The 25,111-nt window shown below is 73.4% G+C and carries 17 protein-coding genes, 3 tRNA genes and 1 pseudogene; 14 read left to right on the top strand and 7 right to left on the bottom strand.

All coding sequences use genetic code 11. The annotated features are described in order from the left end of the window. The first annotated feature begins 323 nt into the window (after positions 1 to 323). From IH61_RS47675 to IH61_RS40585, 12 genes and pseudogenes are all read left to right on the top strand, one after another. Positions 324 to 488, top strand: coding sequence for a hypothetical protein (locus IH61_RS47675; protein ID WP_199823286.1), 165 nt, complete (start codon positions 324 to 326; stop codon positions 486 to 488). A gap of 83 nt (positions 489 to 571) precedes the next feature. Next, positions 572 to 865, top strand: coding sequence for a Dabb family protein (locus IH61_RS0108595; protein ID WP_031067397.1), 294 nt, complete (start codon positions 572 to 574; stop codon positions 863 to 865). A gap of 307 nt (positions 866 to 1,172) precedes the next feature. Beyond that, positions 1,173 to 2,012: an RNA polymerase sigma factor SigF gene (locus tag IH61_RS0108590; protein ID WP_420713868.1), complete on the top strand. Its 840-nt coding sequence runs from the start codon at positions 1,173 to 1,175 to the stop codon at positions 2,010 to 2,012. A gap of 145 nt (positions 2,013 to 2,157) precedes the next feature. Then, entirely contained in the window at positions 2,158 to 3,036 is an 879-nt protein-coding gene (locus IH61_RS0108585) for an RNA polymerase sigma factor SigF (RefSeq protein ID WP_031067392.1), read from the top strand. A 324-nt stretch (positions 3,037 to 3,360) separates the two neighbouring features. After that, entirely contained in the window at positions 3,361 to 5,703 is a 2,343-nt protein-coding gene (locus IH61_RS0108580; protein ID WP_063763162.1) for a hypothetical protein, read from the top strand. Between the two features lie 129 nt (positions 5,704 to 5,832). After that, positions 5,833 to 7,347, top strand: coding sequence for a GT4 family glycosyltransferase PelF (gene pelF / locus IH61_RS0108575; RefSeq protein ID WP_078910940.1), 1,515 nt, complete (start codon positions 5,833 to 5,835; stop codon positions 7,345 to 7,347). A 73-nt stretch (positions 7,348 to 7,420) separates the two neighbouring features. Continuing rightward, positions 7,421 to 9,022: a hypothetical protein gene (locus IH61_RS0108565; protein ID WP_037971979.1), complete on the top strand. Its 1,602-nt coding sequence runs from the start codon at positions 7,421 to 7,423 to the stop codon at positions 9,020 to 9,022. Positions 9,023 to 9,099: 77 nt separating this feature from the next. Beyond that, a complete protein-coding gene (locus tag IH61_RS0108560; RefSeq protein ID WP_031067382.1) occupies positions 9,100 to 10,095 on the top strand; it encodes an SDR family NAD(P)-dependent oxidoreductase in 996 nt (331 codons plus the stop codon). 74 nt (positions 10,096 to 10,169) lie between these two features. Beyond that, a pseudogene (locus tag IH61_RS0108555) lies at positions 10,170 to 10,871 on the top strand (nucleotidyltransferase family protein); the annotation flags it as partial. Positions 10,872 to 11,035: 164 nt separating this feature from the next. Further along, a complete protein-coding gene (locus tag IH61_RS0108550) occupies positions 11,036 to 11,953 on the top strand; it encodes an NAD-dependent epimerase/dehydratase family protein (RefSeq protein ID WP_031067378.1) in 918 nt (305 codons plus the stop codon). Continuing rightward, positions 11,908 to 12,645 (top strand): spherulation-specific family 4 protein, encoded by a 738-nt coding sequence (locus IH61_RS0108545; RefSeq protein ID WP_324607589.1) that lies wholly within the window; start codon positions 11,908 to 11,910, stop codon positions 12,643 to 12,645. The genes IH61_RS0108550 and IH61_RS0108545 overlap by 46 nt, the downstream gene beginning before the upstream one ends. A 22-nt stretch (positions 12,646 to 12,667) precedes the next feature. Next, entirely contained in the window at positions 12,668 to 13,645 is a 978-nt protein-coding gene (locus IH61_RS40585; RefSeq protein ID WP_234327083.1) for an endo alpha-1,4 polygalactosaminidase, read from the top strand. A gap of 53 nt (positions 13,646 to 13,698) precedes the next feature. Here the strand turns inward: IH61_RS40585 and IH61_RS0108535 are convergent, their stop codons facing one another. Continuing rightward, positions 13,699 to 13,899 (bottom strand): hypothetical protein, encoded by a 201-nt coding sequence (locus IH61_RS0108535; protein WP_031067370.1) that lies wholly within the window; start codon positions 13,897 to 13,899, stop codon positions 13,699 to 13,701. A gap of 155 nt (positions 13,900 to 14,054) precedes the next feature. Between IH61_RS0108535 and IH61_RS0108530 the strand changes: the two genes are divergently transcribed. Then, positions 14,055 to 15,008, top strand: a complete 954-nt coding sequence (locus IH61_RS0108530; RefSeq protein WP_031067367.1) for an aldo/keto reductase — start codon at positions 14,055 to 14,057, stop codon at positions 15,006 to 15,008. Between the two features lie 86 nt (positions 15,009 to 15,094). Here IH61_RS0108530 and IH61_RS42715 read toward each other — a convergent pair whose 3' ends face one another. The 6 genes from IH61_RS42715 to IH61_RS0108500 form a co-directional block, all read right to left on the bottom strand. Next, a complete protein-coding gene (locus IH61_RS42715; protein ID WP_051836582.1) occupies positions 15,095 to 16,057 on the bottom strand; it encodes a C40 family peptidase in 963 nt (320 codons plus the stop codon). Further along, entirely contained in the window at positions 16,054 to 17,337 is a 1,284-nt protein-coding gene (locus IH61_RS0108520; protein WP_051836580.1) for an SPFH domain-containing protein, read from the bottom strand. Before IH61_RS0108520 ends, IH61_RS42715 begins: the two co-directional genes overlap by 4 nt. Before the next feature lie 226 nt (positions 17,338 to 17,563). Then, positions 17,564 to 20,680 carry an Ig-like domain-containing protein gene (locus IH61_RS40575; RefSeq protein WP_037971976.1) on the bottom strand — a complete coding sequence of 1,039 codons (3,117 nt, stop codon included), beginning with the start codon at positions 20,678 to 20,680 and terminating at the stop codon, positions 17,564 to 17,566. A gap of 363 nt (positions 20,681 to 21,043) precedes the next feature. Continuing rightward, positions 21,044 to 21,119: transfer RNA gene (locus IH61_RS0108510), tRNA-Arg, on the bottom strand. A 32-nt stretch (positions 21,120 to 21,151) separates the two neighbouring features. Then, a tRNA-Arg gene (locus IH61_RS0108505) sits at positions 21,152 to 21,227 on the bottom strand. A 144-nt stretch (positions 21,228 to 21,371) separates the two neighbouring features. After that, positions 21,372 to 21,462, bottom strand: a tRNA-Ser gene (locus IH61_RS0108500). 177 nt (positions 21,463 to 21,639) lie between these two features. Here IH61_RS0108500 and IH61_RS0108495 point away from each other — a divergent pair. Continuing rightward, positions 21,640 to 25,074 carry a PAS domain-containing protein gene (locus tag IH61_RS0108495; RefSeq protein WP_051836576.1) on the top strand — a complete coding sequence of 1,145 codons (3,435 nt, stop codon included), beginning with the start codon at positions 21,640 to 21,642 and terminating at the stop codon, positions 25,072 to 25,074. The last annotated feature ends 37 nt before the right edge of the window (positions 25,075 to 25,111 follow it).

The raw sequence follows: 25,111 nt of genomic DNA, 5'->3' as shown, positions 1-25,111 counted from the left end.
AGCGGCTCGGGGGGACTCACCGCTCCCCCTGGCGGAGTCCCACAACCGGTGCCGCGTCGGGGGGAAGTCGCGGCGCCCGGTCCCACAGCGGGGATCTCCGGTCCACGTACCGGGGATTCCTGCCAGATCCGCGGCACACCGTCCATCCTGCCGCCGCGGCCGGGCCCGGGCATCCGGAGAAAGGCCCCACTCGCGGGGACCTTCGTCCCGTCGGGCGAACGCGTCGCACACTTGATAGCCCGTCCGGTGGATAAGCTGCCCAGTGCAGGGCCGCTCGGGGAGCAGGGTGACGGCGGCCCACAGCTGGGAGGAAGGGACCCCCGATGGCGCAGGCGAAGAAGATCGGCATGGTGCTCCTGCTCGTCTTCGTCCTCTACTCGATCATCACCTCACCGTCGCGCTCGGCCGAGCTCGTCCAGCTGGGCTTCGAGGGCATCTCGAACGCGGCCAAGGCGGTCGGCACCTTCATGACCGGGTTGATCAAGTAGCGGGACGGCCCGCGAGGGGCCCCGGCGCACCCGTTACGGTGGGCGGGACCCTCTGTTCCCCCCGTCCGCGAGGAGTGGCCGTCGTGATCCGGCACCTGGTCCTGTTCAAGCTCGATGAAGGCGTCACCAAGGACGACGAGCGCGCAATCGCCGGCGCGAAGGCGTTCGCCGAGCTCGGTTCGCTGATCCCCGAGCTCCGCGCGTGGGAGTGCGGCTGGAACACCACCGAGCGGGACATCGCCTACGACTACGCGATCAACAGCCTGGTCGAGGACCGCGAGGCCCTGCAGGCGTACCTGACCCACCCGGCCCACCAGGCTGCGGCCGGCCAGTGGCGCGAATTCGCCACCTGGGTGATCGCCGACATCGAGGTCTGAGCCCCGAACGGCCCCCGCGCTCCCCGAGCGCACCCCCGGCCCGTCCCCCGGACGGACCCCGACCGCCCCGCCCGGCCACCGGGCGGGGCGGCTTGCTACGCCCCGGAACGACCCGTGCCGCGCCCCGCCCCCGGGCCCCGCGACGGCCGTTCGCCCCATCAACACACCTCCACCGGGTACTTGCCCGACCTGCGCCCGCCTTGTGATGCTATGACCGGTTTTGCCGGACATGGCGAGGTGAAGAACCAGCCGCGACACCCGATCCGCAGGGCCCGCCGTAGACGACTTTGGGAGGGGTGACGTGTCCGTGGACGAAGTGCTGGCTGCGATCATCAGTCCGGCCGGCGAACTCCGCCCGGACGGTCTGCGCGGCCCCGGCGGCCGGCCCGTCGTGGACGTCCGGACCCTGACCCGGGTGCTGTTCGAGCGGCTCGCCGAACTGCCCCCCGACGCCCCCGAGCGGGAGCGGGTCCGGGCGGCACTGATCGAGGTGAACATCCCGCTGGTGCGCTACGCGGCCACCCGCTTCCGCAGCCGCAGCGAGCCGATGGAGGACGTCGTCCAGGTCGGCACGATCGGCCTGATCAACGCCATCGACCGCTTCGACCCCACCCGCGGCGTGCAGTTCCCCACCTACGCGCTGCCGACCATCCTCGGCGAGATCAAGCGCTACTTCCGCGACAACGTCCGCACCATGCACGTCCCCCGCCGGCTCCAGGAGCTCTGGGTCCAGGTCAGCGGCGCCATGGAGGAGCTGACGGTGCTGCACGGCCGGGTGCCCAAGGTGCCCGAGATCGCCGCCAGCCTGCGCATCCCCGAGGAGGACGTCCGGGCCTGCCTGGACGCCGGGCGGGCCTACAACGCGGCCTCCCTGGAGGCGGCCCAGGAGCACGAGGGCGGGCTGGCCCTGCTCGACCGGCTCGGCTACGAGGACTCCGCGCTCGCCGAGGTCGAGCACCGCGACATGGTGCGCCACCTTCTGGTCCAACTCCCGGAACGGGAACGGCGGATCGTGATGCTGCGGTTCTTCGCCAACCTCACCCAGTCGCAGATCAGTACCGAGCTGGGAATGTCGCAGATGCATGTTTCCCGACTGCTGTCGCGGATTCTGACGAGGCTTCGGACCGGCAACTCATGGGAAGAGTGAGATTGCTGCGCGTTACCCGGGCGTGACGATTCGCGACGTTCGGGTTTGCCGTGCGCGGTGATCCGGTATGGAGGGGATTGGGCCCCCGCCGGGAACCTCCGGGTGTCGGCCCCCGTTCAAACGTCAGTCACGAGGGGGTGGGCGCATGTCCGGAGAGCTGGGCACTGCGGAGATCCACGCTGGTCAGGCCGAGAACACCACGGTCGCCGAGGGCGGCCTCCCGCCGCAACGCGGGCCGGCGGAGGCGGCTCCGCCCGGGTCCGCGCTGGACACCCGTACGCTCTCCCGCTCGCTGTTCCTGCGGCTGGCCGCCCTGGAACCCGGCAGCGCCGAGCACACGTACGTCCGCGACACCCTGATCGAGCTCAACCTGCCGCTGGTCCGGTACGCCTCGGCGCGCTTCCGCAGCCGCAACGAGCCGATGGAGGACATCGTCCAGGTCGGCACCATCGGCCTGATCAAGGCGATCGACCGGTTCGACCCCGAGCGGGGGGTGGAGTTCCCCACCTTCGCGATGCCGACGGTGGTCGGGGAGATCAAGCGCTTCTTCCGGGACACCAGCTGGTCGGTGCGGGTGCCGCGCCGGCTCCAGGAGCTGCGGCTGGCGCTCACCAAGGCCGGGGACGACCTGTCCCAGCGGCTGGACCGCTCCCCCACCGTCGCCGAGCTGGCGGCCTGCCTGGGGGTCAGCGAGGAGGACGTGGTCGAGGGCCTCGCGGTGGGCAACGCCTACACCGCCAGCTCGCTCGACTCCAGCCCCGGCGAGGAGGACGGCGACGGGCCGCTGGCCGACCGGCTCGGGTACGAGGACCTCGCGCTGGAGGGCGTCGAGTACCGCGAGTCGCTCAAGCCGCTGCTGGCGAAGCTGCCGCCGCGCGAGCGCCGGATCATCATGCTGCGGTTCTTCGGCAACCTGACCCAGTCGCAGATCGGCGAGGAGATCGGCATCTCCCAGATGCACGTCTCGCGGCTCCTCACCCGCACCCTGACCCAGCTCCGTGAGGGATTGATCAACGAGGGCTGATCACCCCGTCCCCGGGGGGTGATGTTGCCGTCTCCGTCGCATTGTGAATTCGGGCTGTCACATGGCACCGGATGCCCGGGGCTCCGGTTTTTCATTTTCAATTCATTATTTGCATCCCCGGTCCTCTTCCGGTCACAATCAGCGCCTTCATGGCTTTGCCATGAACGTTGGTAACAGGTTCGCTGCACTCTCACCCAAATGGTCACTCCCGTACCCGGGCCTCCACCAGGATGGGCGCCGGGCAGCCTGCTGCCCGCGAACAGCGACAAGGGGGCGGACGGCCGTGGTTACGGCCCGGAGTCCGGCCCCAAGGGGAGGCACAACATGGGTCGAGCGACCCGAAGAGTCGCCGCGTGTGCGGCGGCAGTTCTGCTGGCCGGAGGGCTTCAGACCACCCTGGCCCACGCGGACACCACACCGCCCAGGATCGACCTCACCGTCCTCGTCATCGACGACGGCGGCCCGGCGGTCGCGGCCATCACCGCCGAACTCAAGAGCCAGGGCACCCCGTACAAGGTCGTCACCCTCAGCGATACCGGCCGACCGGTGATCACCTCGGCCTTCCTGAGCGACACCGTGAACGGTCTGCCCCGGGGCAAGTTCCAGGGCATTGTCATGCCCAATGAGAACCCCTTCCCCAACAGCGCCGCCGAGATGACCGCGATCGCGACCTACGAGGCCGCTTTCAATGTCCGTCAGATCGACGCGTACACGTGGGCCAGCCCGGCGGTGGGGCTGAACTACGCTCAGAATCCCGGTTTCGTCGGGACCCTCGACGGATTCCAGGCCGCCACCACGGCCGCGGGCACGTCCGGCCCGTTCGGGTACCTCAAGGGCAGCGTCCCGTTCGAGGACAACGACCCGAACGTCAACGAGAGCTACGGCTACCTGGCCACCCCGCTCGCCTCCCTGCCGGCCGGCGCCTCGTTCACCCCGCTGGTCGACGCGCCGATACCCAGCACGACCAGCCGCGGTTCGCTGGTCGGCGAGTACACCCACGACGGCCGCAAGGAACTGGTCGTCACCTTCGTCTACAACCAGTACCAGCAGCAGTACCGGCTGCTGGCACGCGGCATGGTCGACTGGATCACCCAGGGCGTCCACCTCGGCTACGACCGGAACTACTTCGCGACCCACGTCGACGACGTCTTCCTGGCCGACGACCGCTGGAGCACCACGCTCAAGTGCACCCCCGGCGACGTCACCTGCCCGCCCGGCACCCCGGACACGGCCAACCCGATCCGGATGACCCAGGCCGACGCCCAGTTCCTCAAGCAGTGGCAGACCACCAACAACTTCACGCTGGACATGCTGTTCAACGGCGGTGGCAGCGAGGACTGGAAGGCCGACCACCAGGCCACGGTCGACCCGACCGCCGGCCAGATGATCACCGACCAGACCAGCTACCGGTGGGTCAACCACACGTACTCCCACCCGTACCTGGGCTGCCTCCAGGACGTCACCGTGGTGCCGTGGCGGTGCACCAAGGACGCCGCGGGCAACACCGTCTGGGTCGACTACAACACCATCAGCACCCAGATCAAGAACAACTTCGACTGGGCCACCCGCAACGGCCTCCGCGTCGACCCGCAGGCCCTCGTGACCGGCGAGCACTCCGGGCTGCTGACCGCCCCGCAGGAGACCAGCGACAACCCGAACCTGGCGCCGGCGCTGGCCGCCAACGGCATCAAGTTCACCGGCAGCGACGCCTCCCGCGAGGCCGCCCAGCGGCCCGTCGGCCCGTCCACGCTGACCGTGCCGCGGTACCCGATGAACGTCTTCTACAACGCCGGCTCGGCGGTGGAGGAGACCGACGAGTACAACTGGATCTACACCAGCAAGGCCAACGGCGGAAGCGGCGTCTGCGAGAACAACGCCAACTCCACCTGCCTGCCCCAGCCGCTGAACACCACCACCGGCTACCAGTCGTACATCGTGCCGCTGGAGGCCCGGATCGACCTCGGCCACGTGCTGAACAACGACCCGCGCCCGCACTTCGTGCACCAGTCGAACCTGTCCGAGGACCGCATCCTGTACCCGGTGCTGGAGAAGATCCTTGGCACCTACCGCTCGCTGCACGCCGACAACACCCCGATCGTGAACCTCAGCGAGCGCGAGATCGGCCAGGAGTTCCAGAAGCGCGGCGCCTGGAACACGGCCGTCGCCGCCGGCCAGGTCACCGGCTACCGGATCGGGAACACCGTCACGGTCAACGCGCCGGCGGGCGTTCAGGTCCAGGCCACCATGCCGACCGGAACTGCTCAGCAGCTGGCCATCGGGACGACCGCCTTCGGTTCCGCCTACGCCGGTAACCTCTCGGGCTGGGTGGCCCCCGGCCCCATGCAGACCAGCGTCGTGCTGCAGCTCCCCTCGGGTGCCGCCCCGGCCGCTCCGGCCGCCGTCGCCCCGAGCATCGCCGCAAAGTCCGTCCCGGCCCCGGCCCCGGCCGACAAGAAGGTCGTCCCGCAGGGCGTGGCCACTCCCGTCCCGGTGGGCCCGAGCGACACCGCTCGCGGCGCCACCCCGTCCCTGGTGCCCGGCAGCGGAACCCCCGTGCCCGGCAAGGGCGTCGTAGCCAAGGCTGCCGACGCCCGTGACACGCGCGGCAAGGCTTCCGGGGGGACGGCCTCGCGCGGCACCACCACCGGCCGCTCCGGCAACCGGTAACCCGTAACCGCAACACCCGATGACGGGGCCGGACCGGGCGACCGGCCCGGCCCCGCCACGGCTGCCGTTCCGGCCATCCAGGCCGGACAACCGACGCAAGAACAGGCAAGAACAGGAGGGGGACAGGACATGCGCGTCACCCTGCTCACCGAGGGGACGTACCCGCACCAGCACGGCGGGGTCAGTGTCTGGTGCGACCAGCTCGTCCAGGGCATGCCCGACGTCGACTTCGACATCATCGCCGTCACCGGCACCGGCCAGGAACCGCTCGCGTGGGAACTGCCCGCCAACGTACGGTCCGTGACCACCGCACCGCTGTGGGGCCCGGCCTCCGACGCCAGAGCACCGCGCGGCAAGGAGATGCGGCTCTTCCTCAACGCGTACGAGCGCTTCCTGCACTCCGTCCTCGACCCGGTCTACACCACCCACTTCGGCACCGAGCTGTACGGCTTCGCCGACCTCGCTCGGCGCGGGCTGCTCAGCCCGGCGCTGCGCAGCGAGCGCGCCCTGCGCACCCTGCAGCAGGTCTGGACCCGCGACTACCTGCCGACCGCCGCCTCCCGGCCGACCATGCACGACGCCCTGAACGCCACCGACCTGCTCGAGCACGCCCTGCGGCCGCTCGCGGTCGAACCGCCCACCGACGGCGTCGCCCACGCGGCCAGCGGCGGCCTCGCCACCCTGCCCGGGCTGATCGCCGCCCAGCAGTACGGCGTACCGTTCCTGCTCACCGAGCACGGCATCTACCTGCGCGAGCGCTACCTCGGCTACCGCACCGGCCCGTACCGCTGGCCGGTCAAGGCGCTGCTGCTGGGCTTCTACCGGATGCTCGCCGAGGAGAGCTACCGCCAGGCCGCGCTGGTCACCCCCGGCAACCGGTACAACCGGCGCTGGGAGGAGCGCGGCGGCACGCCGTCCACGCACATCCGCACCGTCTACAACGGGGTGGACCCGGCGGCCTTCCCCCCGGCCGGGCCCGAGCCCGAGACGCCCACCCTCAGCTGGGCCGGGCGGGTCGACCCGATCAAGGACCTGGAGACGCTGATCCGGGCCTTCGCCATCGTCCGGAGCGAGATCCCCGAGGCGCGGCTGCGGCTCTTCGGGGGCACGCCCAAGGGCGGCGAGGCGTACCGGGACGGCTGCATAGCCCTGGCCGCCGAGCTCGATATAGCCGACTCGGTGGTCTTCGAGGGCCGCGTCGCCGACATCACCGACGCCTACGCGGCCGGCAACGTGGTCATGCTCTCCAGCATCAGCGAGGGCTTCCCGTTCACCCTGATCGAGGCCATGTCCTGCGGCCGCGCGACCGTCTCCACCGACGTGGGCGGCGTGCGCGAGGCCGTCGGCGACACGGGCCTGGTCGTCCCCCCGCGCGAGCCCGAGCCGATGGCCGCCGCCGCGATCGAGCTGCTGCGCGACCCCGAGCGCCGCGCCCGCCTCGGCGAGGGCGCCCGGCTGCGGGTCATCGAGCAGTTCACCCTGCGCCAGAACATCGACGGCTTCCGCGGCATCTACACCGAACTCCTGGGCACCGCCCGCTGGATGCCCGGCGGCGTCGTCCCCGTCACCGACCAGGCCCCCAGCCCCGATTGGGAACGCCCGCTCGCCTCCGTCCAGCCCGAGCCGAGCGAGGTGGACGCATGAGCGAGCGAAGCGAGCTCATCATCAAGAGGTGCGTGTCCCGCGAAGCGGCCGCCGAGCGCAGCGAGGTGGACGCATGAGCGGTCCCCTGCGGCTCGTCCAGGACGAGGGCGGCGCCGAGCGGACGATGCAGCTGCGCACGCTGCCGCTCAAGCTCCGCCGCCAGGCCCCGGCCACCCCGGTGCAGCCCGAGCCGGAGGACGAACTCGGCCTCTCCGCCGACCCCTTGGACGAGCTCGCCGAGCGCCTGAACGACATCTGCGCCGACGCCGTCCACCCGTACGAGATCGCGGCCATCCTGGAGTCGGACGGCCTCTCGGACGAGCAGGCCGCCCTGCTCTACGGCCGCCCCGACGCCTTCACCGTCGCCGAGGAGCTGTTCGAGAAGGTCCAGCGCCGCTACCCCGGCCCGAGCTCCGAGTTCGCCAACCCCTGGCGGGCCGACCCCTGGCGCTGCGTGGTGCGCGGCCTGGTGTTCGCCCTGCCCGGGCTCGGCTACCTGCTCGGCGCCAACCTGTTCGCGACCGCCCGGATGCGCTTCGGCCTGCCCTCGGGCATGCTCGCGCTCTCCGTGGCGACGCTGGTCAGCTGGGGCTTCAACCAGGCGCTGGCGCACCGCTCGTACCGCTGGCTGAGCCGGGTGCGCCGCCGGGACGCCGCCGTCTGCCTGGCCGTGGGCGCGCCGATGGGCGCGCTGGTCGCGGCCACCGCCGCGTACGTGGTCGGCGGCCCGCTGGGCTCACTCTGCTTCGCCGCCGGGCAGTCGGCGTACCTGGGCGCGGCCACCGTGCTGCTGGTGCTGGGCCGGGAGAAGTTCCTGCTGGTCGCGCTGGCGCCGGCCTCGGTCGGCGCGGGCGTGGTGCTCGCCGCCGACGTGCCGGAGGTCGTACGGACGGTGGTGCTGCTCGCCTCGGTGGCGCTGGCGATCGGGCTGGCCGCCCGGGAGCTGCTGCGCTGCGTGCGCGCCGGCGACAAGGACGCGCCCGCGCTCAGGCTGCCGCTGTACCAGGAGCTGCCGCACCTGCTGTTCGGCCTGGCCTGCGGCGCGCTGACGCTGATCGCGGGCCTCGGCGAGACCGTCCACCAGGCGGTGCAGGCGAGCGGGCACACCGTCCACGCCGTCCACACCACCGTCACGCACGCCGCCGCCCACGCCGGTGCGCACCCCGGGGCCCACCATGCGGCGGGGCAGACGAAGGCCGCCCTCACCGGCCCGGCCATGATCGCGCTGACGCTCAGCCTGGGCCTGGCCGAGTGGCTGCTGTTCCGCTACCGGGCGATGGCCGTGGCGGCGCTGCGCACCAGCCACACCAGTGCGCAGTTCGGCCGCCGCACCGGCGGCATCCTGCTCGGCTGCCTGTTCATCTACCTCACGACCGTCGCCGCGCTGGACGCCGCCGCGACCGTGCTGTGGCCGGGCGCTCCCGCGCTCGGCGTGCCGCAGCTCGGCGCGATGCTGCTCCTGGGCGGCTCGCTCTGGCTGGCGCTGCTGCTGAACGCCTTCGGGTTCAGCTGGAGCACCGCCCTCATCTGTCTGGCAGCCGCCGTCGCCGAGAGCGTCGGACTGCTGACCGGTGCGGACCCGATCGCCCTGCAGCTCATCGGCTGCGGGGCGGCCGCACTCCTCCTCACCGCCATCGCCGGGCCCGCGCTCGGCCGCACCACCCAGCACCGCTGATCGACAACCGATCGACAAGCTCGGCCGACCACCACAGGGCGTCGGACCGTCCCGCACATCGAGAAAGCGAATTCCGCATGAGCAGCAGCGTCGCGGTCACCGGAGCCGAGGGCTTCATCGGCTCCCACCTCGTCGAGACCCTGGTCGCCGACGGTCACCACGTCCGCGCGATGGTGCAGTACAACTCCTTCTCCTCCTTCGGCTGGCTGGAGACCCTCTCCCCGGAGGTTCTGGACTCCGTCGAGATCGTGCTCGGCGACGTCCGCGACCCGGGCTCCGTCAACGGCCTGGTCAAGGGCACCGAGGCGGTCTACCACCTGGCCGCCCTGATCGCGATCCCCTACTCCTACCGCGCGCCGCACTCCTACGTGGACACCAACGTCACCGGCACCCTGAACGTGCTGGAGGCCGTGCGCCACCTGGAGATCCCGCGCCTGGTGCACACCTCCACCAGCGAGACCTACGGCACCGCGCAGACCGTGCCGATCACCGAGGACCACCCGATCAACACCCAGTCCCCGTACGCCGCCTCCAAGGCCGGCGGGGACCGGCTGGCCGACAGCTACCACGCCAGCTTCGAGACCCCGGTCGTCACCCTGCGCCCGTTCAACACCTTCGGCCCGCGCCAGTCGATGCGCGCCGTCATCCCCACCGTGATCGCCCAGGTCGCGGCCGGCCAGACCGAGATCACCCTCGGCGACCTGCGCCCGACCCGCGACTTCACGTTCGTCAAGGACACCGCCAACGCCTTCCGCACGGTGGGCACCGCGTCCGCCGAGTCGGTGGTCGGCCGCACCTTCAACGCCGGCACCGGCGGCGAGATCTCCGTCGGCGACCTGGTCACCCTGGTCGGCAAGCTCATGGGCGTGGACCTGCTCGTCAAGGAGGACGAGCAGCGCATCCGCCCGACCAACTCCGAGGTCATGCGGCTCGTCGCGGACGCGACCCGGCTGCGCGAGGCCACCGGCTGGGCTCCGCGCTTCAGCCTGGAGCAGGGCCTGGAGGAGACCATCGAGTTCTTCCGCGACCCGGCCAACCTCGCCCGCTACAAGACCGACATCTACAACGTCTGACGCACCGTCGCGATCATGACCGCCCTGGTATCCGAGGCTCGTGTCCAGCACATCCTTTCCGTGGGGGAAACACCATGCACGCAGTGATCCTCGCCGGTGGTAAGGGCGTCCGCCTGCGCCCGTACACCACCGCGCTTCCCAAGCCCCTCGTCCCGATCGGCGACCAGCACGCGATCCTGGAGATCGTGATGCGCCAGCTCGCCGCCTCGGGCTTCAAGACCGTGACCCTGGCGATCGGCCACCTCGGCCACATCATCCGCGCGTACGTCGGCAACGGCTCCCAGTGGGGCCTGCGGGTCGGCTACGCCGTCGAGGACAGCCCGCTCGGCACCATGGGCCCGCTGCTCACCATGCAGGACCGCCTGCCCGAGCACTTCCTGGTGATGAACGGCGACATCCTCACCGACCTGGACTTCGCCGCGGTGCTCCGCCACCACGAGGCGTCCGGCTCCCCGCTGACCATCGCCACCTACGCCCGCCAGGTCCGGATCGACTTCGGCGTGCTGACCACCGAGGCCGGCAGCGTCACCGGCTTCCAGGAGAAGCCGAGCATCGACTACCGCGTCTCGATGGGCGTGTACGGCGTCTCGCGCGCGGCGCTGGCGAAGTACACCCCCGGCCTGCCGCTGGGCTTCGACGAGCTGGTACTCGACCTGCTGGCCGCCGACACCCCGCCGTCCTCCTACGACTTCGACGGCTACTGGCTGGACATCGGCCGCCCGGACGACTACGACCGGGCCAACGCCGAGTTCTCCAGCATCCGCCCGGTCCTGATGCCCTTCGAGTCGGCCGACACCCCGGCCGCCACCCCGACCGTCGTCCCGGCCGTCGTCCCGGCCGTCGCGGAACTGCCGATCCCGGCGGCCCGCACCGCCTCGGACGACAGCGCCCAGCCGGACACCCCGGCCGCCGCCGGCGCCGAGAGCGACGGACGGGCCGCGTGAGAATCCTGCTCCTCGGCGGTGACGGCTTCCTGGGCCGTCACGCCGCCGCCGTCCTGCGGGCCCTGCCCGGGGCCACCGTGCTGACCGCGGGGCGGCGGCCCGCCCACGACCTCCGGCTTGACCTGGCCACCGCCCAGGCCGGCCCGCTCGGCGAGGAGATCGCCGCGCTGGCGCCCGACGCGGTGGTCAACTTCGCCGGCGCGGTGGCCGGCAGCGCGGTCAAGCTCGCCGAGGTCAACGCCCGCGGCCCGGCGGTGCTCTGCGAGGCGCTCTCCCTGTGCGCCCCGAAGACCCGCCTGGTGCACATCGGTTCGGCCGGCGAGTACGGCGTCTGCGCCGAGGGCAGCTCGCTGTCCGAGGAGGCCGACGCCCGCCCGGTGGGCGTCTACGGCGCCACCAAGCTGGCCGGCTCCCTCGCGGTGGCCGGCTCGCCGCTGGACGCCGTGGTGCTGCGGGTGTTCAACCCGGTCGGCCCGGGCGCTCCGGCGGGCTCGCTGCCCGGCCGGCTGGCCGCCGAGCTGCGCCGGGTGGCCCCCGAGGGCGCCGAGGGAGTCGTGAAGGTCGGGGACCTCTCCGCCTACCGCGACTTCGTCGACGCCCGGGACGTCGCCGGGGCGGTCGGCCTGGCCGTCGCCGCCGAGGGCCCGCTCCCCCGGGTGCTCAACCTCGCCTCCGGACGGGCCCAGCAGGTCCGGGCGATCGCGGACGGGCTGGTCGCCGCCTCCGGCTTCACCGGCCGGATCGACGAGAGCGGCGCGGGCTCCGAGCGCTCGGCCGGCGTCTCCTGGCAGCAGGCCGACGTGTCGGCCGCCGCCGAGGCGCTCGGCTGGCACCCGACCACGGGCCTCGCCGATACCCTGCGCGACCTGTGGCTCGACAGCGCCGCGCCCGCCACCACCCCGGCGGTGGCATGACGACCGGGCCCGTACCGGACGGCCGCCTGCTGGTGCCGCTGTACGTCCACCCCGCGGTGGACCCGGCGGCCTGGCGGGCGGTCGCCGCCGCCGACCCCTCCCGGATCACCGCCGTGGTGCTCAACCTCGCGGACGGTCCGGGCGAGACCCCGGACGGCGTCTTCTCCGACGCCGTCGAAGAACTCCGCGCCGCCGGGCTGCCGTTGATCGGGTACACGGACACCGACTACGGCCGCAGGCCCCACGCGGCGGTGGTCGCCGACATCCTCACGTATCGTCAGCGCCATGGCATCAACGGCGCCTACCTCGACCAAGTCGCCACCCACCCCGGCGCGTTGGCGCACTACCGCCGCCTCGCGACGGCGGCCAGGGCGGCCGGCTGCCACACCGTGGTGTTCGGCCACGGCGACCACCCGGACCCGGGCTACGCCGAAGTCGGCCTGGCCGACCTGCTGGTCACCTTCGAGGGCGACTGGACGGCGTACCGCTCGATGACCCAGCCGCTGTGGACGGGCCGTCACGCGGCCTCCCGCTTCTGCCACCTGGTCTACGACGTCCCGGCCGATGCCGCCGAGGATGCCACCGCACTGATCGCCGCCCGCCGCGCCGGCGTCGGCTGCGCCGTACCGGGCGCCGGGGACAACCCCTGGTGCACCCTGCCGTACGGCCTGGCCGCCGCCGAACTCACCTGACCCGACTCGGAGTTCGACAACCGTGAACCGCCGCCTCCGGCTGATGCCCGCCGCCGCAGCCCTCGCCACCGCCACCGCGCTGCTCGCCACCTCGTGCAGCAGCTCGGGCTCGGACGACGACAACGACTCGGCCGACTCCTCGCCGAGCAACCCGCCCGCGGCCACCGCCCCGAGCACCCCCGGGGGCCCCGGCAGCACCACCCCGGCCACTCCGCCGGGCACGACGCCCACCACCCCGGGCGCCACGACGACCGCCCCCGGCACCCCGGGCTCCCCCGTCCCGCCGCCGGCCGCCGGAGGCCGCTGGCAGCCCGCCCCGGGCCTGGCCTGGCAGTGGCAGCTCGGCAACGGCCCCGTCGACCAGTCGGTGGACGTGCCGGTCTACGACATCGACGGCTTCGAGAACGACGCCTCGGTGGTCTCCGCCCTGCACGCCAAGGGCCGCAAGGTGATCTGCTACATCAACGCCGGTTCCTGGGAGGACTTCCGCCCCGACTCCAAAGCCTTCGCCAAGGCCCTCCAGGGCTCCGACACGGGCTGGACGGGCGAGAAGTGGTTCGACATCCGCAAGTTGGACCAGCTGAAGCCGCTGATGGCCGCGCGCTTCGACATGTGCAAGAGCAAGGGCTTCGACGCCATCGAGCCCGACACCATCGAGGCGTACAACCAGCACAGCGGCTTCCCGCTGACCCCCGACGACCAGCTCGCGTACAACCGCATGCTCGCCAAGCTCGCGCACGACCGCGGCCTGGCCATCGGCCTCAAGAACGACCTCGACCAGATCCCCGCGCTGCTGCCGGACTTCGACTTCGCGGTCAACGAGGAGTGCTCGCAGTTCGACGAGTGCGACCGCGTCGCGCCGTTCATCAAGGCCAACAAGGCGGTCTTCCACGTCGAGTACAAGCTCGACACCAACCAGTTCTGCGCCAAGGCCAAGTCCCTGGGCTTCAGTTCGATGCAGAAGCAGCTCGATCTGAACGCCTGGCGCAAGCCCTGCTGAACCTCACACTCCCACCGCGCGGGTGACCCTCGTCCGGGTCACCCGCGCGAGGGTCACTTGACCGCCAGCCAGACGACGGTGCCCAGGACCACCAGGGTCACGACGGCGATCAGCGCGATCACGCCGGTGCGCCTGCCGCCGCCGGTGCTGCCGTAGGTGGAGACGGAACCCGGAGCCTGGGGGGCCGGAGTCTCGTCGACGAACGCCCGGAACATCTGCGTGCTGCCGGCGGGGTCGTAGTCGTTGTCAGCCATGGCACGGACTCTAACGAATCCGCCCACCTCAGGCACACCCCGGACCCCACCTCACCTGCCCGCGCCCACCGCTTCGTGCGACGGCGGGGCGACGAGCGTGTGAAGTCCGTGCGACGGACGGAATGCGCCGCCCGCCGATCCGGTTGACTGCGATCATGACCGCAGCCTTCAGCCGGGTGAGCCTCGGCGCCTCCGACCTGTCCGTCTCCCCGCTCTCCCTCGGCGGCAACGTCTTCGGATGGACGGCCGACCAGCAGCAGTCCTTCGCCGTCCTGGACGCCTACACGGCCGCCGGCGGCAACTTCGTCGACACCGCCGACGTCTACTCGGCCTGGGCCCCGGGCAACGCCGGCGGCGAGTCCGAGACCGTCATAGGCGACTGGCTGCGCAGCCGCGGCCGTCGGGACGACGTGGTGATCGCCACCAAGGTCGGCATGCACCCCGAGGCGCGCGGCCTGAGCGCGGCCAACATCAAGGCGTCCGCCGAGGGTTCGCTGCGCCGCCTCGGCGTCGAGCACATCGACCTGTACTACACCCACCGCGACGACGAGACCCCGGTCGAGGAGTTCGTCACCGCGCTGGACGAGCTGGTCCGCGAGGGCAAGGTCCGCGCCGTCGCCGCCTCCAACATCTCCGCCGAGCGGCTCGCCGAGGCGCTGGCCTTCTCCGAGCGCGAGGGCCTGGCCGCGTACGTCGCCGTCCAGCCGCACTACAACCTGGTCTCCCGCGCCATCTTCGAGGGCCCGCTGGCCGAGGTCGTCGCCCGGCACGGCCTGGCCACCGTCCCCTACTACGCGCTCGCCTCCGGCTTCCTGACCGGCAAGTACCGCCCGGGCGGCCCGGACGTCACCAGCGCCCGCGCCGAGGGCGCCGCCCGCTACCTGGCCGAGCCGCGCGGCCCCAAGGTGCTGGACGCCCTGGACGCCGTCGCCGCCGAGCACGGCGTCGAGCTCGCCACCGTCGCCCTCGCCTGGCTCACCGCCCGCCCGACCGTCGCCGCCCCGATCGCCAGCGCCCGCACCGTCGAGCAGCTGCCCCCGCTGCTGGCCGCCGCCGCCCTGGAGCTCACCCCGGCGCAGACCGCCCTGCTGGACGACGCCTCCGCCTGACCGCATGCCTCGGGCCCCGGCGGGAGCGTTCCCGCCGGGGCCCGAGGTGTCTCGCGAGGTGTGTTGCGAGGTGTCTCGCGAACGCCCTACGGCCGACCGAAGTGGGTCGGGTAGTAGCCCGAGTTGAGCGTCGATATCCGGACGGTCCTGCCCGGCCTCGGCGCCTCGACGAACTTGCCGCCGCCCAGGTAGATCCCCACGTGGTGGATCCCCGAGGCCCGGCCGCTGTCCGACCAGAACACCAGGTCGCCCCGGCGCAGCTGCCCCGAGCTGATCGGCGTGGTGGCCGCGTACTGGTCGTCGGCCACCCGCGGCAGGCTGATCCCGCTGCGCCGGTACGCCTGCTGGACGAGCCCCGAGCAGTCGTAGCCGGTCGGGCCGTCACCGCCCCAGACGTACGGCTTGCCCAGCTGCGCGAGCGCGTAGCCGATCACCGCCTCGGTGTTCCCCGAGCTCGGCGCGCTGCTCCCGGACGGCTGGGCGGGGGTCTGCGGCGCCGAGCCGCCGCCGGACTGGCCGGTGCGGTTCAGGTAGACGTCGTGGTGACTCGTCCAACGCCACTCGCCGGCGCCGTTCTTGAACCAGTACTTCGACCCGTCCCAGCCCTGCTGCATCCCCCAGGAGGAGGCCGAGCCGTTGGACACCGCCTGGCCGCCGGAGGAGCCCGACCCGCCGGTGCGGTTGGAGTACACGGTGTAGTGGCTCGTCCAACGCCACTCACCCGCACTGTTCTTGAACCAGTACTTCGACCCGTCCCAGCCCTGGGTGCCCGGCGCGGCGTGCGCGGCCCCGGCTCCGGCCGTCAGGCCGACCACGCCGGCGCCCGCCAGAACGGTGGTCGCCAGGCAGGTCCCCCGCACGGCGCGGTGTATTCGGCTGCCACCGGCCGAGGAGTCGGAGTCGGCGGTCCGCGGCCGGGCCGCGCAGTTCGGGCAGCCGCAGCCGACGATCGCGGGGATGCTGCCGAGGCTCTCCTCGAAGCCGATCAGCCCGGCGTCCACCGCCTGCTCGACATCGGGTTCGGCGTACGCGCCGGTGGCTATCCTCATGCGGGTCGTCCTTCCTTCCGCCCGGCCCGAGCGGCCGGGGGCGGTACCGAAGCGGCCACTCCGGCCGGGGCGACGAAGGCGACCAGCAGCTGTTCCATCAGCGCGCTGCGGGCGGCCTCGTCCAGTTCGTGGGCGGTGGCCCGCTCCAACCGGCGCACGGCCAGGGCCGCCGCCTCCACCGCGTCGTCGACCAGCACCGTGCGCAGACCGGCGTCCAGGTCGGCCAGCCGGCGGCGGCGCATCGACTCGGCGACCTCGGGCGCGTAGTCCAGCGCCAACGGCTGCACCGAGTACACCTCCAGACCGGCCGGGGCCGCCTCGGCGGCGAGGGCCCGGGTCAGCTCGTCGGCGAACCACTGCCCGTCGCGCAGGGCGGGGCCGGGGGCCGCGTTGCTGTCGCAGGGCAGGATGGAGGCCGTCCGGGTGAGCACGGCCTGGACCTGCTCGCGCAGGTAGCCCTCGTGGTCCTCGATCGCCAGCAGCGCCCGCGCGGTGTCCTTGACCCGCCAGACGATCAGCAGCCGGACGACGATCGGGGTGCCGGTGCGGTCGACCACCTTGACCGGCTCGCTGCGCCAGTGCCGCAGCCGCACGTCCACCCGGCGGCGGCGCAGCAGCGGGTTGACCCACATCAGGCCGGTGCGGCGCACCGTCCCCCGGTAGCGCCCCCAGCGGGTCAGCACCCGGGTCTCGCCGCCGGCGTTGGCCAGCAGGCCGGCCAGCGCGAACACCACGACCAGGCCCGCCCCGGCGACCTCGGCGATCGAGAGGAGGTCCACCTCGGCCCGGCCGTTCTCCTTCGCGGCGGTGCCGCGCAGGTCGGGCAGCACGTCCCAGTGCGGGATGACGCCGGTGCGCAGCAGCGGGTACAGCACGCCGGCCAGGCCGAGCAGGACGGCGAACACGGCGATCCAGCCGGGTACGGCCCGGGCGCCGTGCTCGCGCAGCGCCTGGTCGGCGCGCGGGGGGCGGCGGGAGGTGGCGGCGGCCGGCGCGGCCGTCCCTGGCAGTTCGACCGTCTCCGGCGCGGCCGCCTCCAGGGGATCGCCCAGGTCGGAGGGGCCGCCCTGGAAGGGGCTCGGCACCAGGGCCAGCGGCGCGGTCGCCGGGCCCGCGTCGGCCAGGTCGACCGAGGCGACCGGCTTGCCGGTCTTGGTCACCTGCACGGTCGTGGCCTTGGCCAGGGGGCTGGAACCCGAGGCGGAACGTTCCGGCAGTGCCGGGGGGAGCGGCTTGGGCAGGTGGTCGGGTCGCTGCGACGAATCGCGGGTGACGTCCATGCACGGGTCCTCAGGGTCGGTGTGTCGCGCAACGGGCGGCCCGGATCTGACGGGCAGTGCCAGGGTCAGGCTAAGTTCATACGTCATCAAATGCGACATTTGAGCTGAGGTGTGTCGACATTTGCTGACGAATCGTCCAAAGCCGACCTGACGCGCAGGCACATGAACGGATGGTCGGGACGGTTCGGGGACGGTCGGAGGGAGATCGGAGGACAGTCTGCGCAGGTCAGCGCCGTCTGGAGCCGGGCCCCCGGGCGATCACCCGGCGGGTGATGAGCGCGATCCCGGCGAGCACCAGCAGGACTCCGGCGAGCAGGCCCCGCCGGGCGGACTCCCCGGGCGGCGCGGCCGCGACCCGCCCCTCGGAGGGCGGCGCCGCCTGCGGCCGCGCCGCTGCGCCCTCGGGCTGCTCCTCCTCCACGACCGCTGACGGCGACGACGGCGGGTCGGCGGGCGCGAGCGCCGCCCTCGAACCGGCCGAGGCCGACGCCGACGCGGACGCGGACGGCGAGGCGGACGGCGAGGCCGTGACCTGCGCGGATGCGCTGGGGATCTGACTCTGACTCGGGCTCGGGCTCGCGCTCGCCTTCGGCGAGTTGGGGGGAGCGCTCGGCTTCGGGGCCGCGACCGACGGAACCGTCGGACCCGGCGGAACCGGAGCAGGGACCTGCGGGACGAAGACCGGCAACACCCCGGGCTCGACCGGCCGCAGACCCGACGCCGCGACCGAAGGCGACGCGGGCGCACTCGGCGAGCCCGACACCGTCGGCACTGCCGACGGCGAGGCCACCGACGCCGAAGCAACCGCGCTCGGGCTCGGCCCCCCGGGAACCGGGGCCGGCACGGGGACCGCCGGCACGGGAATCGGCAGCACCCCCGGCGGCAGCGGCACCGTCACCGGCACCTCCGGCACCACCGAGGCCGGAGCACTCGGGCTCGGCTTCGGCGAAACCTCCGCCGACGACGCCGAGGTCGACGCCGACGGGCTCGGGCTCGCACTCGCACTCGCACTCGCACTCGGCGAAGCCGTACCCGTCCCCGCCGCCGGGCTCGAAGCCGAGGCACTCGGCGACGCCACCGCACTCACCGGAGCCGAAGCAGGCACCGACGCGGGCACCGCCGCACTCGGCGAAGCCGCGGCGGACGGGCTCGGCGAGGTGCTCGCCGTATCCGCCCCCGCCGTGACCCGGATCGCCACCGGGTCCCCCGAAGTCGCGTTCCCCGCCCGGTCCGTGGCCGTGACGACGAGCCACTGCGCCCCGTCCGTCAGGTCCCGGTTGGCGGTGCAGCTCCAACTGCCGTCGAGGGCAGCCGTCGCCCCGCACAGCACCGTCCGATCCGCCGAATCCGCGCCGCCCGTCCGGGCCGTGACCTGCACGTTCACCCCGGGCTCGGCGCGCCCGGTGAGCTTCGGACGGCTGCTGCGGACGGTCTCCCCGGAGGCCGGGGTGGCGAGGACGGGCTTGTCCGGCGCGACGGTGTCGACGGTCAGCGTGACCGGCTTCCCGGTGGTCCGGTTCCCGGCCGCGTCGACGGCGACGGGCGTGAGCGGGTGCTGCCCGTCCGGCAGGTTCTCGACCGGGATGCAGGACCACTGGCCGTCCGCCCGCACGGCCGTGGTGCACACCTCGCTGTCGGAGTAGCGGTCCGAGACCGAGACGGCGCTGCCGGGCTCGCCGGTGCCGGTGAGCAGGAGCGCCGGGTCGTTGGTGAACTCGGGCAGGGTGAGCACGGGCGTGCTCGGCGGCGCCGTCTTGACGCTGACCCGGACGACCTCGCCGCGCAGCACCACGCCCCCGGCGATGGTCTCGACCGGGGTGAGGCTGTGCACGCCGCCGGCCAGCGCGGTGTCGGGCCGGCAGGTCCAGTCGCCGCCGCGCCCGGCCTTGGCGCGGCAGAGCGCGGTGTCGCCGTCCCGGACCTCGACGGTGGCGCCGGGGACGGCCGCCTCGCCGCGGATCTGCGGGCGGGTGTCGGCGAGCACGTCGCCGTCGACGGGGTCGGCGATCTCGGGCCGCGCGGCGCCGACCGTCAGCTTGATCTTCTGGTCGGAGACCTGCCCGGAGTCGGCGAAGCCGCCGGAGCCGATGAGCTGGCCGGTGTCCCGGGCGATCCGCAGCCGGGCCCAGGTGTCGCTGGCGGAGGCGCCGGGCGGGACGGTCCACTCCAGGGTCCCGGTGTCGACGCCGGCGGGGATCTCGACCTGCACCCGCTCGGTCGGGTCGAAGCGGCCGTTGTGGTCGAAGTCGATCCAGCCGGCCAGGGTCGCGGGCTGGTCCCCGACGGCGACGGGCACGGTGACCCGGTAGTAGCGGCCGACGGAAGCCTCCGCGGGGAAGCTGATCGAGGGGTCGGCGCCCTGGTACTCGCCGCGGCCGGGCTGGAGCCTGGGCGGCGGCGGGCTGACGGAGGGCCGGTCGAACGGGCTGCGCCGGGCGGCGCCGTGGTCGAGCTGGACCAGCGGCTCGTCGCCCCGCCCTGAGCCCCCGGCCCCTGAGCCCCCGGCCCCCGGGACCCCGGAGGCCGACGGACGGGCGCTGCGGCCGGAGCCGGTGGCGTCGCGGCCGAGGAAGAGGTCGGAGACGACGTGGGAGGCGTTGCCGTAGTCCTGCGGGGCGGTGCCGAGGTCCTCGTCGACGGTGACGGTGAAGGCGTGGCTCAGCGCGGGCGCGGGAGTGGTGCTCCCGGCGCGGGCGGTGCTGCGCTGTTCCACGCGGAACTCCGCGCTGCGGATCGTCCCGGCGAGTTCGACGGTGCCCTCGGCGGCGGAGCCGGCCGCGCCGTCGGTGGAGCCGTCCGCACCGACCGGGGCCAGGGTCGCGGCGTCGACCGTCCAGCCCGCCCAGTCGGTGCGGCCCGTCAGGGTGGGGGTGGCGGGCGAGCCGCCGGTGAGGGTGAGGCGGGCCGCGGTGGAGGTGGTGCCGGACTTCCCGGTGGCGAGGGCGGCGAGCCCGCTGAGGTGGAGCCGGGGATTGCGGACGGGCCGGGAGAATGTCAGCCGCAGCGTTCCGACCGGGTGCCAGGAACCGTCCGTCCGCGCTTCGCCGTCGGCGACCGCGAATACCTGCGCGGGATCTCCGGGGTGCATTCCGTCCGCGTACGGCGTGGCCGAACGACCGCCCGCCCGGTCGGCCAATTCCCCGGCCGAGGCGGTGATGCCGACGCCCGGGGAAGCGGCGAATTCCAACTGGACGGAAAGGCCCGAGGGCAGCACCGCGCGGTGCTCCCCGGACCAGGTGTCGGGGGACTGTTCGGCCACCGAGAGCGGGGCGTTCCAGCCGGTCAGCAGCCCTGCCGTGAGGACGGCCAGGGCGGCAGCGGTGCGGGGGAACTGTCGGCTCATCCGGCTCTCCTTCACGGTCGGCTGCCGGGACGGCGGGCAGTCTGGACACAAGATCGGACAAAACGGAATCACGATCCTGAGCCGGTCATACCGCGACACCTGCTGTTTTGGCCGTGTCCCACCCGTTTGGCAGGCATCCGGGCGGCAGGACGGGATGTACCCGAAACGGATGCATTTCATCCATTAGGCGGCAATCGATCCTGCGCGCGGCGCACGGAAATGCCCTACGGGAAAGGGGAATTCAGAACAATCCGCCGGAGCCCGGTCTTCGGTGTCAACCCATCCACCGGGAATGCCCGTTCGATCCTCCGGGGCGGCCGTGGAACGGGAGAAGCCCCCGGCCTGTGGCCGGGGGCTTCTCGATGGTGCGCTCAGCAGGATTCGAACCTGCAACCTCTTGATCCGTAGTCAAGTGCTCTATCCGTTGAGCTATGAGCGCAAGGAACGGGCGAACCCGATCTTGCGGAGTTGTGGTGCGCTCAGCAGGATTCGAACCTGCAACCTCTTGATCCGTAGTCAAGTGCTCTATCCGTTGAGCTATGAGCGCTCGCCCCGGTGAACGTTGCCCCCGGGGCGGTGCGAGGACAACATTACATGACCTGCGACGTGGGACGAAATCGATTGCTCCGGCCCCCGCCCCCGGCATGCGAAGAGCCCCGCCGACGTGACCGTCGACGGGGCTCCCGTGCTGCGGAGGCTGAGGGATTTGAACCCTCGATGGGCGGTAAAACCCAAACCGCATTAGCAGTGCGGCGCCATAGACCGGACTAGGCGAAGCCTCCCCACAAGGAGCACGCCCGCTCGCGCGGACCCGTTCCGTGTGTCAGCGATGATGCCACAACCGTGGGGCCCGGCACCAACCACCGCCCACGTTACTAGGCGGGTCGTCCCCGCCGCAAAGAAGAATGAGATACTGCCGTCTCCGGAGGAGCTGCCCCGAGCCGAGGAGACCTGTCGACGTGAGCAGCAGGCCGATCCGAGGCGCTGCTCGCCTCGACGCCATACTCGACGCCCTGCCCGACGCGTTGCTGCTGGTGAACAGCAACGGCACCGTCGTGGACGCCAACAGCGCGGCCGTCCAGGCGCTGCAGGCCCCGGGCACCTCACTGGTCGGCATGGGCGTGCTGGGCCTCCTGCCCGAGTTCGACCCGAGCCGCATCCCCGGCTCGATGCGCCCGGCCACCCGCGAGGACGACCCCCTGGACCGTCCGGTCCGGATGACCGCCCACCGCACCGACGGGACCACCTTCCCCGTCGAGGTCTCCGGCAACGACTTCGCCGACGGCGACACCGAGGGCCGCGGCTACGCGCTCTCGCCCCTCGTCCCGTACGACCCCTACCGCGAGGGCTCCCGCTCCCCCTCCTCCGACCTGCTCCTGCTGCTGGTCCGCGACCTCTCCGGCCGGGTCGGCGTCGAGGCCGAGCTGCGCCGCCAGCACAAGCAGACCGAGATGATCCTGCGGGCCGCCGCCGAGGGCGTGCTCGGCGTGGACCTCGAAGGACGCTGCGTCCTGGTCAACCCGGCCGCCGCGCACATCCTGGAGTACCGGGCCAGCGAGCTGGGCGGGCGCGAGCTGCACCCGCTGATCCAGCACTCCCGGCCGGACGGCACCCCGCTGGCGCTGGAGGAGTCCGCGCTGCTGGACACCCTGACCTCCGGGCGCAAGCACCGGGTGCGCGGCACCGTGCTGTGGCGCAAGGACGGCCGGCCCGTCACCGTCGACCTCACCACCGCCCCCGTCCGGGACGGGGACCAGCTGGTCGGCGCGGTGATGACCTTCACCGACCGCAGCCGCGAACTCGCCCTCATCGCCCGCAACGAGCACCTCACCGCCGTCCTGGAGAGCGAACTCGGCGGCGCGCTCAGCGCGTTGAACCAGCGGCTGGAGACCCTCGCCGCCGACCCGGCCGGGCAGCTGTGGCCCGAGGCCAACTGGACCCTGCGCCGCCTCGCCGACGAGTGCCGCCGTTACGGGAAGCTCATCGACGACGTGCTGGCCCACCAGCGCGCCGAGGCCGGCGCGGGCGCCCCGGCCGAGGGCAAGGACGGCAAGGAGAACAAGGACGGCAGAAGCGGCCGCCAGCCCGCCCCGGAGCACGTCCCCGTCGGCCTGGACACGGTGGTCCGGCGGGCCGTCGAGGAGGCCGGGGAGCTGACCGGTCCGGGCCGGGTGCGGTTCTCGGTGCACGCCGCCGCCGTCGAGGTGATCGCCGACGAGCAGCGGCTCGCCCAGGCGCTCGCGCACCTGGTCGCCGACGTCAGCGGCGTCGGTCACGCGCTGGACGCCCCCGTCCCCGCCTCCCCCGGCCTCGCCGTCCCCGGGCTGACCGGCGCGCCCGCGCCGCGCCCGGCCTCCGAGCCGCCGACCGTCGTCCTGGCCGCCGCCCAGCGCGGCGACGTCGCCCGGGTCGAGATCCGCGGCCCCGGCCGCGGCGGCAGCGCCGTCCACCTGCCGATAGCCCGCGCGGTGGTCGAGCGCCACGGCGGCGTCCTCCAGCCGCACGAGCTGCCCGGCAAGGCCGGCACCACGTACGTCGTCGAGCTGCCGCTGGACCCGGTCGCCGCGAAGGCCGCCGCCGAGCGCGCGGCCGCCGAGGGCCGCTCGGACCGGCCCAAGGAGACCGACAGCGCCGTCCTGCCCGAGCTGCCCGGCATCCCGCAGCTGCCCAGCAGCGAGGAGGCGGCCGAGCCCGGGGAGTCGCCCGCCGAGGGCGGGCGCCCGGCGCACGAGACCCCCGAGCCGGAGCGCGCGGGCGCCGAGGAGCCCCCCGCCGAGCGGCGCGGCCGCCGTGGCCGCCCCGCCGCCGAGACCGAACCGCCGGCCTCCGCCGCCCCCCTTGCGCCCGCCGAGCGGGACGCCACCGGGCAGTGGGTCAGCAACGCCGGCCCCGCGTACGGACGCCAGGGCCTGACCGGCCCCGACGGCACCCGGACCGACCCGTGGGGCAAGGACGACGGCCGCTCCGGCCCCGCCTACGCCGTGCCCGTCGAGGAGGGCCGCCCCGCCCAGGCCCGTACGGGCGGTCGCGAGCCGCTTGCGCTCGGCCCCGGCACGGCCGTGGCCGAGGCTCCCGCGCCGTCCGCCGACCCGTCCGGCGAGGGCGAGGCCAAGCCCAGACGGCGCCGCGGGCTGCCCTCCGCCGAGGACTCCTCCGGCGCCCTCGCCCTGCCCGGAGCCCTGCCCGAAGCCGTACCCGGAGCTACACCCGGAGCCGTGCCCGGCGTTGTACCAGGAGCCGTGCCGGGGGCCCTGCCGGGGCTGCCCGAGGTGGTCCCGGTCTACCCCGGCCTGGAGCACGCCCTGCCCGCGGGCCCCGCACCCGCGCCGCCGGAGCCCGCCGCCGCGCCCACCGGCCGTCGGCGCCGCCTCGCCGTGCCGCCCGGCCCCGGCCAGGAGGCGCCCGCCGCGTCGAACGGCACCCCCGGCACCGCGCTGGAACCCGCCAGGCCCGCGCTGCCCGCCGCCGAGGAGCCCACCGCGCCCAGGCCCGTCGGCACGGGCCTGGCCGAGCTGGCCCCGCCGCGCCCGATCGGCCCGCCGCCGCTGCCCGCCGTGCCCCCGCAGCCGCCCGTACCGGTCGAGACCCGGACGGCGCCGCGCGCGATGGCCGAGCTGCCCGCCGCCCCCGAGCGCGCGGAGGCGCCGCAGGAGGGGTCGAACGGCGAACGGCGGCTGCTGGTCTGGCCCGAGCCCGACCCGAACACCCGCGAGGCGCTGCAGTCGCGCGGCTACCGGCCGGTGATCGTCCGCTCCCGCGAGGAGGTGGACTCCCAGGCCGGCGCCGATCCCGCCGCGCTCTTCGTCGACCCGCTGACCGGCCCGATCACCCGCACCGCGCTGCAGTCGCTGCGCACCGCGGCGCTCAACCGGCGCATCCCGGTGCTGGTCACCGCCGGCCTCGGCCAGGCCACCCGCGACGCCGCGTACGGCGCCGACCCGGCCGTGCTGCTGCGCGCCCTCGCCCCGCGCGACGGCGAGCACCACGCGCCCCGGGTGCTGCTGGTCGAGAGTGACCCGGACATCGCCGCCGCCATGATCGCCAGCCTGGAGCGGCGCGGCATGCACGTCGAGCACGCGACGGACGAGAACGACGCGGTGGCCCGCGCCAGCAGCGTCCAGCCCAACCTGGTGGTGATGGACCTGCTGCAGATCCGCCGCCGCAGGGTCGGCCTGCTGGACTGGCTGCGCGCCAACGACCGGCTGCACCGCACCCCGCTGGTGGTCTACACCTCGGTCGACCTCGACCCGCGCGAACTGCCCCGGCTGCGCACCGGCGAGACGGTGCTGTTCCTCGCCGAGCGCTCGACCAGCGAGGACGTGCAGTCCCGGATCGTCGACCTGCTCGGGCGGATCGGCGCCATGGGCGAGGCGGGCGTCGCCGCCGCGGGATGACGCGGGCTGCCGTGAGCTGACGTGAGCTGACGCGGGC

The sequence above is a fragment of the Streptomyces sp. NRRL WC-3742 genome (assembly GCF_000720635.1).
Classification (GTDB): Bacteria; Actinomycetota; Actinomycetes; order Streptomycetales; family Streptomycetaceae; genus Kitasatospora.
The sequence above is the reverse complement of the archived record's forward strand: the minus strand, read 5'-3'. Positions and strand labels throughout refer to the sequence as shown.

Coding starts and splice junctions, on each gene's coding strand:
- IH61_RS0108565 (WP_037971979.1), top strand. CDS start 7,421: ATGAGCGGTCCCCTGCGGCTCGTCCAGGACGAGGGCGGCGCCGAGCGG.
- IH61_RS0108580 (WP_063763162.1), top strand. CDS start 3,361: ATGGGTCGAGCGACCCGAAGAGTCGCCGCGTGTGCGGCGGCAGTTCTG.
- IH61_RS47675 (WP_199823286.1), top strand. CDS start 324: ATGGCGCAGGCGAAGAAGATCGGCATGGTGCTCCTGCTCGTCTTCGTC.
- IH61_RS40575 (WP_037971976.1), bottom strand. CDS start 20,680: ATGAGCCGACAGTTCCCCCGCACCGCTGCCGCCCTGGCCGTCCTCACG.
- IH61_RS0108520 (WP_051836580.1), bottom strand. CDS start 17,337: ATGGACGTCACCCGCGATTCGTCGCAGCGACCCGACCACCTGCCCAAG.
- pelF (WP_078910940.1), top strand. CDS start 5,833: ATGCGCGTCACCCTGCTCACCGAGGGGACGTACCCGCACCAGCACGGC.
- IH61_RS0108530 (WP_031067367.1), top strand. CDS start 14,055: ATGACCGCAGCCTTCAGCCGGGTGAGCCTCGGCGCCTCCGACCTGTCC.
- IH61_RS0108560 (WP_031067382.1), top strand. CDS start 9,100: ATGAGCAGCAGCGTCGCGGTCACCGGAGCCGAGGGCTTCATCGGCTCC.
- IH61_RS0108585 (WP_031067392.1), top strand. CDS start 2,158: ATGTCCGGAGAGCTGGGCACTGCGGAGATCCACGCTGGTCAGGCCGAG.
- IH61_RS42715 (WP_051836582.1), bottom strand. CDS start 16,057: ATGAGGATAGCCACCGGCGCGTACGCCGAACCCGATGTCGAGCAGGCG.
- IH61_RS0108535 (WP_031067370.1), bottom strand. CDS start 13,899: ATGGCTGACAACGACTACGACCCCGCCGGCAGCACGCAGATGTTCCGG.